This window comes from Moraxella sp. CTOTU47618, from assembly GCF_032017425.1.
Taxonomy (GTDB): domain Bacteria; phylum Pseudomonadota; class Gammaproteobacteria; order Pseudomonadales; family Moraxellaceae; genus Faucicola; species Faucicola tetraodonis.
Window position 1 is genome coordinate 206,371 of record NZ_DALZPW010000003.1, and the last position, 18,188, is coordinate 224,558.

Annotated in this window: 17 protein-coding genes; 7 read left to right on the forward strand and 10 right to left on the reverse strand. The window is 44.4% G+C overall.

From position 1 onward, the window contains the following. Nucleotides 1–7: 7 nt before the first annotated feature. Entirely contained in the window at nt 8–1,150 is a 1,143-nt protein-coding gene (locus tag RTS09_RS04540; protein WP_312534689.1) for an ABC transporter substrate-binding protein, read from the forward strand. A gap of 80 nt (nt 1,151–1,230) precedes the next feature. On the opposite strand, the gene gorA is transcribed toward RTS09_RS04540, so the two are convergent. The 4 genes from gorA to RTS09_RS04560 all read right to left on the reverse strand — a co-directional run bounded on the left by gorA (nt 1,231) and on the right by RTS09_RS04560 (nt 5,575). Continuing rightward, on the reverse strand, nt 1,231–2,601 hold the full coding sequence (gene gorA, locus RTS09_RS04545) for a glutathione-disulfide reductase (RefSeq protein ID WP_312534691.1): 1,371 nt from the start codon (nt 2,599–2,601) through the stop codon (nt 1,231–1,233). A gap of 135 nt (nt 2,602–2,736) precedes the next feature. Next, entirely contained in the window at nt 2,737–3,975 is a 1,239-nt protein-coding gene (locus RTS09_RS04550; RefSeq protein ID WP_312534694.1) for a 5-methylcytosine restriction system specificity protein McrC, read from the reverse strand. Further along, nucleotides 3,972–5,264, reverse strand: coding sequence for an McrB family protein (locus RTS09_RS04555; protein ID WP_312534697.1), 1,293 nt, complete (start codon nt 5,262–5,264; stop codon nt 3,972–3,974). The genes RTS09_RS04550 and RTS09_RS04555 overlap by 4 nt, the downstream gene beginning before the upstream one ends. Further along, nucleotides 5,261–5,575 carry a rhodanese-like domain-containing protein gene (locus RTS09_RS04560; RefSeq protein ID WP_312534699.1) on the reverse strand — a complete coding sequence of 105 codons (315 nt, stop codon included), beginning with the start codon at nt 5,573–5,575 and terminating at the stop codon, nt 5,261–5,263. Before RTS09_RS04560 ends, RTS09_RS04555 begins: the two co-directional genes overlap by 4 nt. Before the next feature lie 208 nt (nt 5,576–5,783). Between RTS09_RS04560 and RTS09_RS04565 the strand changes: the two genes are divergently transcribed. Continuing rightward, nucleotides 5,784–7,133, forward strand: a complete 1,350-nt coding sequence (locus tag RTS09_RS04565; protein ID WP_409418373.1) for an MFS transporter — start codon at nt 5,784–5,786, stop codon at nt 7,131–7,133. A 112-nt stretch (nt 7,134–7,245) separates the two neighbouring features. Next, complete coding sequence (locus tag RTS09_RS04570) at nt 7,246–7,812, forward strand: DNA-3-methyladenine glycosylase I (RefSeq protein WP_312534701.1); 567 nt, start codon at nt 7,246–7,248, stop codon at nt 7,810–7,812. A 58-nt stretch (nt 7,813–7,870) separates the two neighbouring features. On the opposite strand, the gene RTS09_RS04575 is transcribed toward RTS09_RS04570, so the two are convergent. Then, nucleotides 7,871–8,449 carry a BLUF domain-containing protein gene (locus RTS09_RS04575; protein WP_312534703.1) on the reverse strand — a complete coding sequence of 193 codons (579 nt, stop codon included), beginning with the start codon at nt 8,447–8,449 and terminating at the stop codon, nt 7,871–7,873. 100 nt (nt 8,450–8,549) lie between these two features. Next, complete coding sequence (gene rarD, locus RTS09_RS04580) at nt 8,550–9,527, reverse strand: EamA family transporter RarD (RefSeq protein ID WP_312534705.1); 978 nt, start codon at nt 9,525–9,527, stop codon at nt 8,550–8,552. A gap of 174 nt (nt 9,528–9,701) precedes the next feature. On the opposite strand from rarD, the gene RTS09_RS04585 reads away from it, so the two are divergent. Continuing rightward, nucleotides 9,702–10,169 (forward strand): Lrp/AsnC family transcriptional regulator, encoded by a 468-nt coding sequence (locus RTS09_RS04585; RefSeq protein ID WP_062331430.1) that lies wholly within the window; start codon nt 9,702–9,704, stop codon nt 10,167–10,169. Between the two features lie 55 nt (nt 10,170–10,224). On the opposite strand, the gene RTS09_RS04590 is transcribed toward RTS09_RS04585, so the two are convergent. From RTS09_RS04590 to RTS09_RS04600, 3 genes are all read right to left on the reverse strand, one after another. Further along, nucleotides 10,225–10,692, reverse strand: a complete 468-nt coding sequence (locus RTS09_RS04590) for a threonine/serine exporter family protein (protein ID WP_007115872.1) — start codon at nt 10,690–10,692, stop codon at nt 10,225–10,227. A 48-nt stretch (nt 10,693–10,740) separates the two neighbouring features. Further along, nucleotides 10,741–11,628 carry a threonine/serine exporter family protein gene (locus tag RTS09_RS04595; RefSeq protein WP_312534708.1) on the reverse strand — a complete coding sequence of 296 codons (888 nt, stop codon included), beginning with the start codon at nt 11,626–11,628 and terminating at the stop codon, nt 10,741–10,743. Between the two features lie 72 nt (nt 11,629–11,700). Further along, nucleotides 11,701–12,138, reverse strand: coding sequence for a GNAT family N-acetyltransferase (locus RTS09_RS04600; RefSeq protein WP_050325677.1), 438 nt, complete (start codon nt 12,136–12,138; stop codon nt 11,701–11,703). 272 nt (nt 12,139–12,410) lie between these two features. On the opposite strand from RTS09_RS04600, the gene RTS09_RS04605 reads away from it, so the two are divergent. From RTS09_RS04605 to RTS09_RS04615, 3 genes are all read left to right on the forward strand, one after another. Then, complete coding sequence (locus RTS09_RS04605) at nt 12,411–14,792, forward strand: YgiQ family radical SAM protein (protein WP_312534711.1); 2,382 nt, start codon at nt 12,411–12,413, stop codon at nt 14,790–14,792. Between the two features lie 511 nt (nt 14,793–15,303). Next, the gene (locus RTS09_RS04610; protein WP_099808321.1) at nt 15,304–15,516 is read left to right on the forward strand and encodes a DUF2905 domain-containing protein; all 213 of its coding nucleotides are present in this window, start codon (nt 15,304–15,306) and stop codon (nt 15,514–15,516) included. Nucleotides 15,517–15,629: 113 nt separating this feature from the next. After that, the gene (locus RTS09_RS04615; RefSeq protein ID WP_312534713.1) at nt 15,630–17,276 is read left to right on the forward strand and encodes a vWA domain-containing protein; all 1,647 of its coding nucleotides are present in this window, start codon (nt 15,630–15,632) and stop codon (nt 17,274–17,276) included. 72 nt (nt 17,277–17,348) lie between these two features. Here the strand turns inward: RTS09_RS04615 and upp are convergent, their stop codons facing one another. After that, entirely contained in the window at nt 17,349–17,984 is a 636-nt protein-coding gene (gene upp / locus RTS09_RS04620; RefSeq protein ID WP_076773962.1) for a uracil phosphoribosyltransferase, read from the reverse strand. Nucleotides 17,985–18,188 lie beyond the last annotated feature (204 nt).

The window sequence follows — 18,188 nt, forward strand, 5'->3', positions numbered from 1 at the left end:
GACTTATATGATATCTCGGATGCTCAATAGAAGACGTTTTTTAGGGTATGGCTTGGGTGTCGGCGGCGCCGTTTTAACGGGGGGACTGGCAAGTAATCTAACGGGTTGTCAAAAAACGAGCGAAACCGCGACTAGCACTGCGGCGTCTGCGCCTACTGCCAGTCAAGGTGGTAAGGTTGTCAATGTCTATAACTGGACGGAGTATATCTCTGACCAAGTGCTTAAAGATTTTACCGCAGAGACAGGTATCGACGTTATTTATAGCACCTTTGATTCTAACGAAGCCATGTATGCCAAGCTCAAACTGATGAATGGCAGTGGTGAGTATGATGTGGCATTTCCAGGAACGGATTTTGTCGACAAAATGCGTAAAGAAGGGATGCTTGAGCCGCTTGACCATGCCAAATTGACCAATTTTGGCAACCTTGGCAAAACCTTTATCAATGCCCCTTTTGACCCTGAAAACAAGTTTAGTATTCCCTATCTGTGGGGCTCATCAGGCATTGCAGTCAATACCAAACGCATTGCTAAAGCAAGCTTGAGCAGCTGGAATGACTTATGGAAGCCAGAGTACGAAGGGCGCGTGATGCTGATGAATGACATCCGTGACGTATTCACCATGAGTCTATTGACGCTCGGCTATAACGGCAGTACCAAAAACCCTGAAGCCATCAAACAAGCGTATGAAAAACTCACCAAGCTGATGCCCAATGTGCGCACCTTTAATTCAGATGCACCGCGCATGCCATTTATGGAAGGGGAAACTTACTTGGGCTTGGCTTGGAATGGTGAAGTCATCATGGCACAAGACCAAGGGATGCCAGAGCTCGACTTTGTCTATCCAAAAGAAGGCGCTATTATGTGGATGGATAACATGGTCATCCCCAAAAATGCCAAAAACAACGACAACGCCCATAAGTTTATCGATTTTATCTTGCGACCCAAATACGCTGCCATGATTAGCGAAGAAATCGGCTACGGCTCGCCCAATGAGGCGGCAAAAAAAGAAATGCCACCTGAGCTTGCCAACAATCCAATTGTGTATCCGCCAGCTGATTTGCTAAAACACGCGATGTTCCGTGAAGACGTAGGCGATGAGATAATGGCGCTATATCAGCAGTATTGGGATAGGCTCAAAGTGGATATGTGATTTTTCAATAAGCGGTCATTAAAAAATTATAAAAAAAGCGGGCTTATGATTAAGTCCGCTTTTTTACCCTAAAAATCTGCTTAGCGCATGGTGACAAACTCTTCTGAGCCAGTCGGATGAATCGCCACCGTGTCATCAAAGTCACGTTTGGTTGCGCCCATCTTGATAGCAACAGCAAAGCCTTGAATCATCTCATCGACGCCAAAACCGACGCCATGCAAGCCCACCACTTTTTCTTCCTCACCCACACAAATCAGCTTCATGTGACACGGCTCACGGTGCTTGGTCACTGCACTATACATCGGGGTAAAACTGGATTTATAGACTTTAACCGCATTGATGCCATAGCCTTTGACCGCCTCTTCTTCACTCAGCCCCACCGTACCAATCGGTGGATGGCTAAAAATCACGCTCGGCACTAGGTTATAGTCCAAATGCTCATTGGGTTTGTTGTTAAACAAGCGCTCAGATAATCGACGACCTGCTGCCACCGCCACTGGGGTCAATTGAATACCATGTTCGATAATATCGCCGACGGCATAGATACCTTCGACATTGGTATTTTGATAGGCATCGACTTTAACAAAGCCTTGCTCATTGACTTCAACGCCCGCTTTATCAAGATTGATGGTATCAGTTGCAGGTTCGCGACCCGTTGCCCAAATCAAACAATCCACCGTCAAGGTCTCATTATTTGACAATTCAATGCTCAATGAGCCGTCTTGGTTTTTGCGTACTTGTTGTGGCAGCAATCCATAATGAAATTCAATGCCATCATCGTGCATGATATGAGTGAGCGTGGTGACAATGTCGGCATCGAAGTTTTTAAGCACCCGCTTGCTACGCACAATCAGATGGGTCTTTGAGCCCAATGCATTCATCACCCCTGCAATCTCGACACCGATATAGCCTGACCCCACAATCGCTACCCGCGGTGGCAACTCGGTCAAGTCAAAAAAACCATCCGAGTCAATACCCAACTCTGCCCCTTCAATCGCTGGGCGAACAGGTCGACCGCCCATCGCTAGCAAAATATGGTCAGCGGTAATGGTCTCTATTGTGCCGTCATTTTTATACACCTCAACGGTATGTTTATCGGCAAATTTGGCAAAACCATGAATCACATCGACTTGGTTATTTTTGAGACCATTGTTGTACGACTGATGAATACGGCTGATATAAGCTTGGCGACTTTGTACCAATTTGGCAAAGTCAAATTTCTTGACGTCCAAATCAAAGCCATAGTCAGGCGCATAATGATGTATCGCTGCTGCCATATTGGCGCCATACCACATCACTTTTTTGGGCACACAGCCCACATTGACGCAAGTACCGCCTAGCTGCTTGGCTTCAATCAAGGCACATTTTTTACCATAGCTGGCAGCACGGTTGATGGATGCAATGCCCCCTGACCCACCACCAATCGCGATATAATCATAATGTTTGCTCATAATTCTTCCTGTTTTTTGGTCATTTTCAAAGTTATATGCGGTTATTTTACCAAGTTTTGGTAGCGAGAAAAGTTGTTAATTCTCACCTTTCTCATTGATAAAATAAAACAAATCAGCGTTTTTTTTTGAATAATTTTAATGAAAAAGGTTTAAACACCCTTGCGTCACCGCAAAAGGCATCAGATAAAATCGGGTTTTTTTGGGTTGGCAAAATTCAATCTGCTGTGCCATTAACTGTGTGCTTAGTGTTGGGACAATCAGCCAAGCTTCATCGGCATCAAACTCACTGGCGTAGGTAAGTAGTTGGTACATATCAGCCAAGCTTATGTCGTTGAAAGTAGCAGTTTTTTTCCATTTTACATCGGCGATAATGAGTTTATCGGCAGACTTTAGCCAAATATCCGGTTTGATGGTTAACCCTTGCTGCACGGTCAATGGCTGTCTTTTTTGCTCAACTAGCTCAAAATTCTGCCCTACAAATTGTTCATGGATTTTCCTGCCCACCCATTTTTCAAAGGCAAATGGCATATTCACCAGCCAAGTTGGGGTCAAAAACTGCCCTTGGCTACTGGCTTGTTGTAGCGTTAGCAGCGCATAACAAAAGCTGATAAAAGTATAGTTACGCTTGGCAGTCAGACTGGGCAACGCCGTCAATTCTTGCAGCGCTTGAGACAATAAGGTGTCGTATAAGTCTTTGGCAACGGTACCCACTGCCTGCCACTGCGGCAGTAATGGGCTCGACAATGGGCTGCTAGCCATGCTGCCAATCACCCGCTCGATGGTGGTTTTTACCAAGCGATTGCCAGCGGTATCCATCACAAAATTTTCAGTCTGATGATAAAACTTATGCGGCTGGTGGCAGTTATGCTGCAATTGCTCTTTGACCAGTAATTTACCCTGCAGATAGGGCTGATTTTGCTCAAATTGCTGATATTGCTGATTGGGCACATACTGCGCAAATCCCTGCCAAAAATACGCTTGCAGCCACTCGCTAAGCGATAGCGAATGATTGATTGATGGAGGATTGGGGGCTGGAGGATTGATGAGTAGTTGATTGGCTAGATTGGGTAACGACTTGGGTAATAAAGCTTGCCACACCGCTGTCAGCATCTGTTGCACCCATTGACGGGTTTGGGCAACTTCATCGGCATGGGTAATTTGGCTTTGTGCAAGTTTTGGCAAAATCTCCACTTGCCCACCACTGGGCAACCCAATCACACCGATATAGTGGCGCACTTTGAGTTGCCACTGCTGCTGTTTACGCTCAATGCGAAACACGTCAAAATTTTGCTCGATAAGCCAGTCAAAATCCTGCTCATCGTCAAAATCTGCCGCGGTCAGGCAACTATGTTCAAAGGTGATGATGGCTTTCATTGGGTGCTTTGATAGATTGCAAGATAGCTATTTGGGTCATCAAGCGCCTGAGTATGGATGTCAAAACCCGCTTGCTGCGGCATAAATCCCGTTGCTTTTTTGTTATCAACCAGCTTGATAAAGCGTTGCCCAAAGACTGCTTGCAAGATTTGTCCATGCTGCTGACAGGCTTGTGCCACTTGTGGGATGATGGATTGGCTAAACGCAGCGCTTAACGCGTGCAGCGAATCAATCCCCCACAAAAAACTATGCCCTAACTGGTTGTCTTTTGCCAAATTTTGCAAGATTCTTTCATTGAGTGCGGTCAACAATTTGGCTAAATCAATCTCAATCCCATTTGCCATCACTTTACCCAATAACTGTGGTTGTGGTTGACATTCAATAAATTCAAAACGGCGGCGAAATGCCATATCGAGCGGTGCCAATGAATGATCTTGGCTGTTCATGGTGGCGTAGATATCGACATTGCTAGGCACGCTAAACGGCTGACGCGAATACGCCAAATTCACCGACAGGCTATCTGTCTGTCCTGCGCGTTTCGTCGGTTCAATCAAACTCATCAATTCCCCAAACACGCGGGCGACATTGGCGCGGTTGATTTCATCAATCAACATGGCATAACGGTGACTAGGATCATGTTTGGCTTGTTGACACAGTCTAAGAAATGCCCCTGACTCAACGCGGTAGCTCATCTGTCCATTGTCCGCGATGTGGGGGCGAATGCCTTCGACAAATTCTTCATACCCATACGCCTGATGAAAACTGACAAAACTAAAGCGTTCTAGCTTTGGCTGTAAATAGTTGGGCTGAAACTGGCTGTGAATCGCCGCTTGGTAATCATCGAGTTTGTTTTGCAAGTCTGCTAATAACGGCAAACTGTCTGCTAATAAAAACCAATTACTGCTATCGTCTTTATCAAAATACGATTGGCTTGATTTATTTTTTACCAATACATTTTTGGAATCTGCAGGACTAAATTGCTGTAGCGTTGACCATGCCGTATTAGCAATTGCCTTTTCGCGTTGGTTAATTTTTAGCTTAGTAACAAAGAATAAGTTGTTAGTAATTTCAGCAACTTTAAGTAATGACTTTCCCTTTTTTCTTTCATCTAAAAATACTAAACAAATCACCTCTCGCCAGCTTAGTGGCTTAAGCAAAGCTTGTAGCAAATCATCCGCATTGGCTACCGGCAATATCTCGGTATATTGTTTGGCGATTTGTTGCAGTCGGTGGGTCTTGCCTGTCCCTGCTACGCCCGTATAGATAATATTTTTTGCTGGCTCACTCATGACAGATTATCACTCACGATGGTCATACCTGCCGCTGTTGCCGCACGCGTACCACCCGTCAAATGGACGATGTCCCGATGTGGGTCAATCTCATTGAGCAAAGCGACAGCTTTAGTGGCTTTGCTGCCGCCACCGCATAGCACATAGATAGTGCCATCCGTGGTTGCCAATAACTCTGCCGTCAGCGTATCCAAGGGTTGGTTTTTGGCAAGCTCAATATGTCCTTGCGCAAATGCTTTACTATCCCGCACATCCCAAACGGTATCGTTTGCGGTGGCAGAAAAGTCGGTAATGGCTAGTTCACGAATCATAATTACCTCTTAATTTTTAACGTGTATTTTGTGATGGCTTATTATGGATAAGCTGACCAAATTTATCAAATCAGCGATTAATAACCAAATTTTTGCTTCACCTTAACTATTTTTATCAAGTTTTTGACAAATTATGATTTATAATTCATTCCAATATTTTATGTATCTTAACTTTCACTTAAACTTTTATTATCTAAGGAGGGATGACATCATGACGACGGCTTCAACCGCGCACCCTGATCATCAGCATATCGCGCTACGCAATGACCCAAAAAAGGTCGCCGTGGCATCCATGATTGGTACGGCTATTGAGTTTTATGATTATTACATTTATGCCGCTGCGGCGGTATTGATTTTTAATACCCAGTTTTTTGATAAAACCGATGAAAAAGCGGCGATGCTTTACTCGCTTTCGACGTTGGCATTGGCATTTATTGCCCGCCCTTTCGGTTCAGCATTATTTGGTCACTTTGGTGATAAACTCGGTCGTAAAAAAACCTTGGTGGCCTCTCTGCTCACGATGGGTTTATCAACCGTAGCGATTGGTTTGCTACCAACTTATGCTCAAGTAGGCGTCATTGCCCCATTATTGTTATGTTTACTTCGTGTGGGTCAAGGGATTGGTCTTGGCGGTGAATGGGGCGGTGCTGCCTTGGTCGCCACCGAAAATGCGCCAGAAGGCAAACGTGCTTGGTACGGTACTTTCCCGCAGTTAGGCGCGCCGATTGGGTTATTTTTAGCCAACTTAGTGTTCTTTTTGCTCAGTTATTTTTTAGGAAAAGATGTCTTGGTCGAGTGGGCATGGCGCATCCCGTTTCTTATTTCAATCGTGCTTGTGGGTGTGGGTCTTTGGGTACGTTTAAGCCTGCATGAAAGCCATGTATTCCGTGCCGCTGAAGCCGAAGGCAAAAAAGTTAATGCCCCTGTGTCAAAAGTCATTACCCAATATTGGCGTCCGATGATGCAAGGCACATTCTTGATGGCAATGACTTATGTGATTTTTTATATCATGACTGCCTTCGTACAAGCCTATTCAAAAAGCCCGGCAAAATTATCTTCTTTTGGCTTCCCAACAGGGTTAGGTATCGCCCCAAATACCTTTACTGGCTTTTTATTGGTCGCTGCGATTGTATTTGGTATTTTTACCAGTATTTCAGGGATTGGTGCGGATAAAATCGGTCGTAAAAAATGGCTAATTGGCGTGACTATATTATGTATGGTGTTTGCCTGCTTTATGCCAATGCTGCTCAGCAATGGTACACCAACCACGGTATTTATTTTCCTCATTTTGGGCATGGCATGTATGGGTATGTCATTTGGTCCAATGGCAGCATTATTGCCAGAGCTGTTCCCCACCGAAGTACGGTATTCAGGTGCGTCACTGGCTTACAATCTAGCGGCGATTGTGGGTGCATCGATTCCTGCGATTTATGCCATCAAAATCAATGAGCAATATGGCATGAAAGGTGTGGCTATATATATTGTTATTAACGGTTTGATTTCTCTCATTGCGTTATTCTCAATTAAAGAAACCAAAAATATTGATTTGATGGATTAAAAGATAGATTAAAAGATAGACTAAAAATTGATACCTAAAAACGCTAGCAAATGCTGGCGTTTTTTTTGCCCAAGGCGGTTATAATAAACCTTTCAATACCATGAGGCATAGGATGAAAGCCTATAATCGCTGTGAATGGTGCGGCACGGACCCACTTTATCAAGCTTACCACGACAATGAATGGGGAAAGCCCAGTTATGACGACCGTCATCTATTTGCCATGCTGTGTTTAGAAGGCATGCAAGCGGGACTCAGCTGGATTACCATACTCAAAAAACGCGAGCGTTATTACCAAGTATTTGCTGATTTTGACCCTGCAGTTATCGCGCAGTTTGATGATGACATGGTCGATCGTCTCATGACCGATGCAGGCATTATTCGCCACCGCGGTAAAGCCAAAGCCATCATCAACAATGCCAAATGCTATCTAAAAATCACCCAAACGCAATCTTTTAGCGATTATCTTTGGAACTTATCGCCCAGCGGCTTGGCAAAAATACCACAGGATAACCACCCAAAAATATTTGCTGATATCCCCACCAACACCAAATATTCAGACAAGATGTCAAAGGCGCTTAAAAAAGACGGGTTTAAATTTGTGGGCTCGACGATTTGCTATGCGTTTATGCAAGCAGTCGGTATGGTGAATGACCATGTAGCGGCGTGTGATTTTCGGTAAGCGGGTTCAATAGTCAACAGCGGATAACCTATTTCTCGATGCTACAGATTTCTCGATGCTAAAGCACCCAAAACAGGCTAAAACTAATCAAAATCAATACCAGTAAAATGCTTTGAACCAATAAAAAATGCTGATGCACTTTGAGCAGTCCGCGCAGACTGATGCCATAATGACTGACATTTTTGAGAGAATAGCTTTGAAAATCCACCAAGCTACGGCGATGATATTGTGACCGCATGACCTCAACAAACTTGTCAGCCGCTGCCGCTTTTGACCCAGCTGACAACACGGGTAAAAACGCATTAATAACCTCTTCATGCGTTTCTGGGTTATTGATATTGACCATCAACATTTGCCAATCTTGAAACAGCCGTTGTTCGATGACCCCTTTAGACTTGAGCGTGACATCGCGGTTGCGCCCATCACGCTGAATGTTACTAAATAATTGCTCAATCGCTGATTTTTCGCCTTCAATGTACTGAAAAAAATAGCCATTACCAAAACACAAAAAACCTGTAATTTGATGGGCAGAATTCTCACGCTGTGCCACCGTCATGATATCAGACAGCGTTCTAGGGGTTATGCCAGCTTTCAACGTCATACGGCTCACATAAGTTAGATAATGAATTTGCCCCAAGCAGCACCTCAGTCTTTATCGTTGTACAATTTTTGTTCAGCGCAATTTTAACAATTTCTTACATAATAATCCATCCATTAAATCAAGAATATTAACTTACCTAGTCACAAATAGCGGTTGAGTGGCTTTTTTTGGACGCTTGTATTGCATTTACGATCATCAGCAACACCCCTATCCAAATTAAAGCAAAACTGGCAATCATGGTACCATTGACAGCTTCATGCAGCACAAAAATGGACAATAAAAACATCAGCGCAGGTTCAAGATAACTGAGCATACCAAAGGTATTCATCGGCAACACCTGACTGGCTTTGAGATTGGTCTGCATGGCAAGCGCACTAATCATGCCAAGCCCAATCACTAACAGCCCCATTGTCATTGACCCTGTGACTATCGATACACTCGTGTTTTGCCATAATAAAAAACCTAGAGCAATCGGGGCAATCACGGACAAATCCACAAACAGTCCCATCAGCGCCGGTACCCCTTGCCAGCGGCGCAGTCCATAATAAATCGGATACGTCAAACACACCCATGCAGTCGCCCACGATACACTCCCCGCGAGCCAAAACTGCAATCCCACCCCTGCTGCCGCAACGATAATCGCCGCCCACTGCAATCGATTTAAGGTTTCTTTAAACACCACACAGCCCATCAGTACCATCATCAAGGGAAACAAAAAATACCCCATTGCGGTATTGACTGCCTGTCCATTGATAGGCGCCCACATAAACAGCCACAGCTGACTTGCCAAAATCGGTGTCGGTAACAGCAATAAAACCCATTGTTGTTTGTTTAATCCCATCAAAAACGCTTTGAGCTGCCCAAAACTTTGCGTCACGGCCAACAACCCCACCAACCCAAACCACATCGCCACCATGCGCCACAAAAAAACTTGCGTGCCTGACAACGGCGCAAGCCAGTGACTATACAGATACAGCACGCCAAACAACACATTAGAAATCAATGCCAACACCACCCCAAAACGTAACTTTTTGGCAGCGGTAGCGGGCTGAGAAGTTGTTGCCTTGTGCTGGACAACGATAGAGGATGGTGATAAAGCGCTTGAGACTGACATAATTGACCTTGTTATATTTTTGCTTTTGCGGTTAAATTGCCAAGCAGTATAACAATTATCTTTGGTAAATTATTTCAAAATATCATTATTTATGATAAATTAATATTAATATAAGATAAATTTGCTATATTTTTCTCAATTTGTCTTATTGTATATTTTTAGAAGGACATGGCTATGATTCATGAAATCGATGATATCGATAAACGTATTTTAAACTTGTTGCAAGAAGATGCGACGCTACCACTCAAGAACATCGCCGAAAAAGTGCATGCATCGGTAGCGACCTGTCAGCGCCGTATCCAAATGATGACAGAGACTGGGGTGATTACTCGCCAAGTGGTGATTGTCAATCCCACCGAATTGGGCTTTGATTTAAGCGCGTTTGTGCTGATTGAAATGGAAAAACAAAATACCGCGCTGCAGCATGGCTTTGAGCGCTTGATGAACCGATTGCCCAACGTGATGAGTTGTTATGAAATCTCAGGGGATTATGACTTTTTGCTATTGGTACACGCCAAAAATATGGCGGAATATCACCGTTTTACCCGTGATAATTTAACCTATGAAAACAATGTGCGACGCTTTAAAAGCCAATTTGTGATGAATTTTTCCAAGGTAGGCACGAAAATCCAGTTAGACTAGTTAGATTAATGCGCCATCAGATAATGGGTTCAAATAATGGGCTCAAACAATGGGCTCAAACAATAGGCTTGGTGCGATACCAAAATGACGTCGGCAACGAAATGCCAAACACCAACGCAGCGGTCACAAATATCGCATTGAAGCTAAAATCCATCATTTGGGTAAATACTTGTGGATTGTAGCCATAGTAGCCTAGCTGTACAAAGCTAATCATAGCTTTGTACGCAGTAATCCCCGGCATCATACACAGCATGGCAGGCACCAAAATCATCTTTGGGGTGAGTAAATATTTTTTTGCCAAATAAATTGCCACAAACGATGAAATACCCGCTGCCACAAATGTCGCTAGTATCAAATTGACTGACAGTTGTTTTAAGAGTTCTCTAAGTCCGTAACCTAGCACGGTCAACAATAAGCATTGCCAAATATAGCGGCGCGGCACATTGACAAGCAGTGTCCAGCCAAGCGTCATCAAGCAAGCAAAAGTTGCTGCGCGTATCAAGGCAATCGCATCAATCGCCATTTTTCACCCTACCCAATATTGGCAATAAAATTTTATCAAACGCTTTCATCAACCCACGCCCCAATGACTGATATTTAGTAGTAGCAGTGACAACACGATGCCGATACAGCTCGATAACGTCAAGATAATCACAAACATAAAGCGCCCGATACCGATGTTCATATACCCCTTGAGCATATCTGATAATGAATTTATCAAAGGAAAACTGGGAACCAACCAAAGCACACTTGATGCCATAGCAATATGCGGGTCGTTACCAATCCCCAATAACAGCGCGGTACTGGCGAAGATGGAGCCAAAACACGCCGCTATGAGCGCGGATATAAAGGGATTAAAGTTGCGGTTACTCAGCCATAGCCGCAGCGAATACCCCATCATACTGGCAATAAAAGTCACCAAACACACCAGTATATCGCCCCCTGCCAAATACGCAAAGCAGGCACACGCCACACCGACCATCGGCGCGACCATCTTGGCAGGATAAGTGCCGCGATCAATCTCATCAAATCGATAAGTCGCATGCTCTAGGGTACTCGTCACCGGCATACTTTCCAAATCCAGTACAATTCGCTGAATTTGCACAATGATATTGACATTGATGGCATGGGTGGTTGACGCGCGCAGGGTGGTAATGCAGCGGTTATTATAAATTGTGGTGATGGTCAAGCCATTGTAGGCAATCCCACACTCCACGCTAGCCAACCCCAACGCTAACCCCAATCGGCGGCACAAATCTGTTACCGTTGCCGACTCTGCCCCATATTGCATGAGTAGCAGCCCACAGCGCACACACAGACGGGTGATTCGCTGCTGGTGTTCATACGCCATATACGGCAACCGCCGTCTAGGCTTCGGCTCTGTCGGGGGCGAAAGCTTAGTAGGCTCAGGTGTTAGCGGATCAAGCGCTTCTAGGGCATCAGCAAAGGTATCACTCATAAGGCGCTGCAAAAAAGTCAAGAAAGCTATAGTTTACCACCAAAGTTTTGGGGCAGTTATAAAAAATCTTTTTTATAAAGCATGCCGATACTGCACAAAATCCGTCTTTTTAGCGATATGGTCGTACAGACGGCGAGCGGAAACGTTGCCTTCTTGAGTGACCCAATAGACCCGATTACAGTTTTTATCTTTAGCAAATTGATAGACATATTTGATCAGCATTCTTCCCACACCTTTACCACGCCCATTTTCTTTGACGAACAAATCCTCAAGATAGCAACAGTCTGTGGTATTCCATGTATTTGGATGCAATACAACATGTACAAAGCCGATAAGCTTATCATCCAAAAATGCCCCGAAACCAAAAATGGGTGATGTTTCGTCAATGATTTTTTGCCAAGTATTTTCCGTAGTCGCTTGGGGTAGATCTGTTTGATAAAATTCTAAATAGCCCTGCCACAAGGCTTGCCAGTTAGTTTTATCCTGTGCAGTTAGTGGTAAGATTTGCATTATCAATTATCCTTATATTTAGCTGTTGCCAACAAAAAAAGTACTACCAATAAAATTATCGCCTAAAGTCATCGTGATTAAATAGTTTATGGTAAGTAAAAAATTTTCAACGCTTATTATAATGTAATTACTTGCAAAAAATTTTGTCTAATAGCCAATAAAATTCCGACTAATTTAATCAGGTTTTTTTGTTATTTCGCCCTATAAACCCCCATCGCAAAATTGATTCATGATAAAATGAGCCATATTCATTTTATTTAATATCCAAGCCTATGTCCGCCGAAACTATTGCCAACAAAGCCTTTAAACAAGGCACTAAAGCCCTATTTGACTATGACAAACACTGGGCAAGCTGCTTTGAGCCTGCGCCATTTTTGCCGATGAGCCGAGCCGAAATGGATGCCCTTGGTTGGGATGCCTGTGATGTCATTATCGTCTCAGGCGATGCCTATGTGGATCACCCAAGCTTTGGTATGGCAATCATCGGCAGACTGTTAGAGTCGCAAGGCTTTCGCGTCGGTATCATCGCCCAGCCAGACTGGACGAGCAAAGACGCTTTTATGACCCTTGGCAAACCAACCATCGCGTGGGGCGTCACCGCAGGCAATATGGACAGTATGATTAACCGCTACACCGCCGATAGACGCATTCGCAGTGACGATGCCTACTCGCCAGACAATGCCCCCGACAAACGCCCCGACCGTGCGGCTGTGGTATATAGCCAGCGCTGCCGTGAAGCCTATCCCGATGTACCCATTATCTTGGGCGGGATTGAAGGCTCGCTGCGCCGTATCGCCCATTATGATTATTGGTCAGACAAAGTGCGCCGTAGCATTTTGATGGATAGCCGCGCTGATATTTTGCTGTATGGCAATGCCGAGCGCGCGATTGTCGATGTTGTACACGCACTTGCCAAAGGTTACCGTTTTGAAGACCTTGCCAAAGTACGTGGCACCGCGTATCTGTCGACACAAACCAAAAAACACTGGCAAGCCGATATGATAGAAATCGCCAGTAACGACGTCGACACCGTTGGGCGCGTTGACCCGATTATCAATCCATATGTGATGATGGAAGATGTGGGCGACTGTCACATCGAACAAGAAAAAACCCTTGAGAGTCAATACAAAGGGTTTGTGGCAGATAAAGTCGAGCACAAGGTGCTCAATGCTGATAAGGTCGCTGAAAGCCAAGACATCCAAGTGGTCAATCTCAAAGACCCCAATAAAAACGCCTTAAAACACAAACGCCCGTTGCCGCCCCGTGACAAAACCGTGATTCGCTTGCCCGACTTTGAGCAGGTCAAATCCGACCCGGTACTTTACGCCCATGCCAACCGTATTTTGCACCTAGAAACCAATCCGCATAACGCCCGCGCCTTGGTGCAGCGACATGGCGACATTGATGTATGGCTCAATCCGCCGCCGATTCCACTTACCATGGAAGAGATGGATTATATCTTTGATTTGCCGTATGCGCGTCTGCCCCACCCTAGCTACGGCAACGCAAGAATTCCTGCCTACGACATGATTAAATTATCAGTCAATATCATGCGCGGCTGTTTTGGTGGATGTACCTTCTGCTCGATTACCGAACATGAAGGACGGATTATCCAAAACCGCTCAGAAGAGTCTATCTTGGGCGAAATCAAAAAAATCCGCGACACCGAGCCATCATTTACCGGAGTAATTTCTGACCTTGGCGGACCGACTGCCAACATGTACCGTCTGCATTGCAAAGACGATGCCATTGAGAAAAACTGCCGCAAACCGTCCTGCGTGTATCCCGATATCTGCGACAACTTACTCACCGACCACAGTCATCTCACCCAACTGTATCGCAAAGCTCGTGATATCAAAGGGGTAAAAAAAATCTTGATTGCGTCAGGCTTGCGCTATGATTTGGCGGTTAAAGACCCCGAATATGTCAAAGAATTGGTCACCCACCATGTCGGCGGTTATCTCAAAATCGCCCCCGAACATTCCGAAACCAATGTGCTCTCCAAAATGATGAAACCGGGTATGGGGACGTATGACACTTTTAAGCAGATGTTTGACAAATACAGCCGTGAAGCAGGTAAAGAGCAATATTTGATTCCGTATTTTATCGCCGCGCACCCTGGCACCACCGACACCGACATGATGAACTTGGCGATTTGGCTCAAGCGCAATGGCTTTCGTGCCGACCAAGTACAAGCCTTTTACCCAAGCCCGATGGCAACTGCTACTACGATGTACCATACTGCCAAAGACCCGCTGCATAAAGTCACCCGTGACAGCGAAGGGGTGGAAATCGTCAAATCGGGCAAACAGCGTAAACTCCACAAAGCTTATCTACGTTACCACGACCCCAAAAATTGGGCACTGCTGCGTCAATCACTTAAAGACTTGGGGCGTGAGGATTTGATTGGGCATGGTAGTCAGTGTTTGATTCCACCGTACAATCCCAAACTCGAGGGCGAGGATGTTTATCAATCAGCCCGTAAGAAAAATAGTTCTGCCGCTGGGGATTCGGTCAAACGTACGAATAAAGATAGTACTGCAAAAAAATCGGGTAAAAAACCAACACCGACCAGTTTTGGTAAAAAACCGAATCCGAAAAAGGGTAATTTCCAAACCCAACATACAGGCTTACCGCCGCGGAAAACTAAATAGTTTATGTCATTCATGGCTTGTAGCGCATTTCTACAAGCCGTCTGATTTATTTTTAAATTGTTTCAATTTAATGCCACGTCTGAAGGTTGATAGCAATTTTATGTTTTTTTGCATGATTGAAAAGAGAGTGTTTAGCAACTTTAACTTGGTTTGGACTTTGATAATTTCTAAAATCTCCCAATTTGATTTTGATGTTTTCTTCGAATACTGTAATCGTTAAATGCAAAATAATTAGCTAGAAATAACCTATAGGCTGAATGGATTAAATCATTCTCATACCTGATGGCTGCGTTCTATTCACCTTCTGTCTAAAAATCCAATGTATTGCTCCGAATAAAGACTCGAAGCCTCAAACGTTATGTGATAGCATTTCTTTTTGATAAAATATTCTCAATAAAATTTAAATTTCTATTTTTACATCAAGCTTACATCTTAACAACTAAACACAGCACTTAAAACATTAAAAAATCATTAAAATACAAACCATTATAATAATGAAAAGGTTTTCAATATGGCAAAAATTTTTATTGGGATAGGGATTTTATTTCTCATCATTGGCCTAATTTATCTGTTTTTTCCCAATGCCTTTAACTGGTTTGGTCGTATGCCGGGAGATGTTAATTATCGCTCCGAAGGCGGCGGCTTTAGTTTTCACTTCCCCATCGTCACCATGATTATCGTGAGTATCATTCTTACTATTATTCTTAATCTATTTAACCGCTGATACCGCGCTAACCACAGCCATTTCTAGCGGGTTTTATCGCAAAAAACTGTCTTTTTAATCAAAAAATGTCGTAAACTGTAATTACGCCAGTCACGATTGAAAAGGAGTTAGTCATGCAGCGCGACATTTTTAAGCCAACACTATTGAGCCTCGTCATCGCCCAAAGCTTATTGACGGCGTGTAGCCCAGCACCGTCAAATAGCCGTGATATCAGCCCTGTCACACCCGTTATCACCCAACCAACGCCCGTAGTTGCGGCGCCTACCATGATGATGGACGCGGCAGCAATGAGCAAGATGGCACGCTACTCGCCTATCATGCCGATGCCGATACCACAGGATAATAGCGAAAAATATCAGCACCTTGCAATCAACCCCATTCACCAAACCGCCACCGATGCTGTTGCCACCTTTAGTATCGATACTGACACGGGCAGCTACGCCAATGTGCGCCGTTTTCTAAACGACGGACAATTACCGCCTACTGACGCGGTGCGTATTGAAGAGCTTATCAACTATTTTAACTATGACTTTTCACAAGCCAAACGCCTTGCCAACGCCCCTTTTTTGGTAAGCACCGAAACAGTTGCCGCACCTTGGCGTACACCCAATCGTATCATCAAAGTGGCTATCAAAGCGGATGACCCTACCATCACCAAACAAAGCGCGTTACCGCCTGCCAACTTGGTATTTTTGGTGGACGTGTCAGGCTCGATGTCAGACAACGATAAATTACCACTGGTCAAATCTTCGCTAAAAATGCTCACCAAACAATTGAGGTCGCAAGATACTATCAGTATCGTGACCTATGCCGGTCGTACCCAAGTGACGCTTCCTGCCACTAAAGGCAGTGACACCGACAAAATATTAGCCGCGATTGATAGCCTAGATGCCAGTGGCTCGACCAATGGCGAAGCAGCGATAAAGTTGGCTTATCAACAAGCAAAAATCCACCATAAAAAAGATGGCATCAACCGCATTTTGATGATGACCGATGGGGATTTTAATGTCGGTGTATCGGACGTCGATGAAATGCTAGATATTATTCGCCGTGAGCGTGATAGCGGTGTGTCACTTTCCACATTTGGCTTTGGTGAAGGCAATTTAAACGACCACATGATGGAACAAGTCGCGGATAACGGCAACGGTAACTATAGCTACATTGACAGCCTGTCTGAGGCCAAAAAAGCCTTAGTAGACGAAATGTCAGCGACCTTTAACACCGTGGCAAAAGACGTCAAAGTCCAAGTGGAATTCAATCCCCAGACGGTTAAAGAATGGCGCTTAATTGGTTATGAAAATCGTGTCCTTGCAAAAGAAGATTTTAACAACGATAAAGTAGACGCAGGTGAGCTAGGTGCAGGCAAATCCGTGGTTGCGCTGTTTGAAATTACCCCTGTTGGGCAGCAAGGTTGGCTAGACGATAGCCGTTACCAAGCTCACCCTATCAGTCATGCAGGTAAAAATACTGAGCTGGGGTTTTTAAAACTTCGCTATAAAGCCCCAAATAGCAACACATCAACGCTTTTGACCCTGCCCATTAGCAATCAGACACAACAGCCAAGCAGCGAGCTGGCATTTGCACTAAGTGTGGCAAGTTTTGGTGAAACCCTCAAGCAAAGCAAATACCTTGATAATTGGCAACTAAATGACAGCAAGCGACTCGCCCAAGCCAATATCGGCAACGACCCACAAGGTATTCGCCGCGAGTTTATCAAGCTTATCGACTTAGCCGATAGCTTACAACCGACCAAAAAATAGTCACTATACAACTGTCAATAAAAAAGCTAGATAAATCATCTAGCTTTTCTCCTACTTTTACTGTTTTGCCCATCAGTGCTGTTTTGTGCCAAAAATTTTATCCCCTGCATCGCCAAGCCCTGGGATAATATACCCCTGTTCATTAAGATGACTATCGAGTGCTGCGGTAAAAATCTTCACATCAGGATGGGCATCATTCACCGCTTTTACCCCTTCAGGCGTTGCCACTAATACCAAGGCTTTAATATCTTTACAACCGTGTTTTTTCATCATATCAATCGTTGCTACCATACTACCGCCCGTGGCAAGCATAGGATCTAAAATCAACGCAGGACGCTCATCAATATCTTTGACCAACTTTTCAAAAAAAGGCACAGGCTCAAGGGTATCCTCATCACGTTGCAGTCCAACCATCGAGATTTTTGCAGTAGGAATAAGGTCTAAAACCCCATCAAGCATTCCCAAACCTGCACGCAAGATGGGTACGACAGTGACGGTTTTACCTTTGATTTGAATGCCTTCAATTTGGTTGCCTTCCCAGCCCTGAATGCTAATTGTTTCTATGGGAAAATCACGGCTTGCTTCATACGCCATCAAACGGGCAAGCTCTTTGGTCAAGGTACGAAACTTATAAGTGCTACTATCCGCCTCGCGCATCAAAGATAATTTATGCTTAACTAAGGGATGGTCAATAACGGTAATTTGCATGGTAACACTCACTTTAAATTTCACACCAAAAATTTTCGCCTATTTTACCCAAAGTCTGCGATAAAAACATTAATTTTCTATTCTGAGTTTTTCTCTGAGTCTTTCAGGGATGCAAAAAAACACCCCCTTTAAACGAATAAAGAGGGTGGTTTGGAATAGGGAGCTGACGATGACCTACTCTCACATGGGCGAACCACACTACCA

Excerpts from the sequence above, each read along its gene's own strand:
- RTS09_RS04540 (WP_312534689.1), top strand. The coding sequence starts at position 8 with ATGATATCTCGGATGCTCAATAGAAGACGTTTTTTAGGGTATGGCTTG.
- gorA (WP_312534691.1), bottom strand. The coding sequence starts at position 2,601 with ATGAGCAAACATTATGATTATATCGCGATTGGTGGTGGGTCAGGGGGC.
- RTS09_RS04550 (WP_312534694.1), bottom strand. The coding sequence starts at position 3,975 with ATGAAAGCCATCATCACCTTTGAACATAGTTGCCTGACCGCGGCAGAT.
- RTS09_RS04555 (WP_312534697.1), bottom strand. The coding sequence starts at position 5,264 with ATGAGTGAGCCAGCAAAAAATATTATCTATACGGGCGTAGCAGGGACA.
- RTS09_RS04560 (WP_312534699.1), bottom strand. The coding sequence starts at position 5,575 with ATGATTCGTGAACTAGCCATTACCGACTTTTCTGCCACCGCAAACGAT.
- RTS09_RS04570 (WP_312534701.1), top strand. The coding sequence starts at position 7,246 with ATGAAAGCCTATAATCGCTGTGAATGGTGCGGCACGGACCCACTTTAT.
- rarD (WP_312534705.1), bottom strand. The coding sequence starts at position 9,527 with ATGTCAGTCTCAAGCGCTTTATCACCATCCTCTATCGTTGTCCAGCAC.
- RTS09_RS04585 (WP_062331430.1), top strand. The coding sequence starts at position 9,702 with ATGATTCATGAAATCGATGATATCGATAAACGTATTTTAAACTTGTTG.
- RTS09_RS04590 (WP_007115872.1), bottom strand. The coding sequence starts at position 10,692 with ATGGCGATTGATGCGATTGCCTTGATACGCGCAGCAACTTTTGCTTGC.
- RTS09_RS04595 (WP_312534708.1), bottom strand. The coding sequence starts at position 11,628 with ATGAGTGATACCTTTGCTGATGCCCTAGAAGCGCTTGATCCGCTAACA.
- RTS09_RS04600 (WP_050325677.1), bottom strand. The coding sequence starts at position 12,138 with ATGCAAATCTTACCACTAACTGCACAGGATAAAACTAACTGGCAAGCC.
- RTS09_RS04605 (WP_312534711.1), top strand. The coding sequence starts at position 12,411 with ATGTCCGCCGAAACTATTGCCAACAAAGCCTTTAAACAAGGCACTAAA.
- RTS09_RS04610 (WP_099808321.1), top strand. The coding sequence starts at position 15,304 with ATGGCAAAAATTTTTATTGGGATAGGGATTTTATTTCTCATCATTGGC.
- RTS09_RS04615 (WP_312534713.1), top strand. The coding sequence starts at position 15,630 with ATGCAGCGCGACATTTTTAAGCCAACACTATTGAGCCTCGTCATCGCC.
- upp (WP_076773962.1), bottom strand. The coding sequence starts at position 17,984 with ATGCAAATTACCGTTATTGACCATCCCTTAGTTAAGCATAAATTATCT.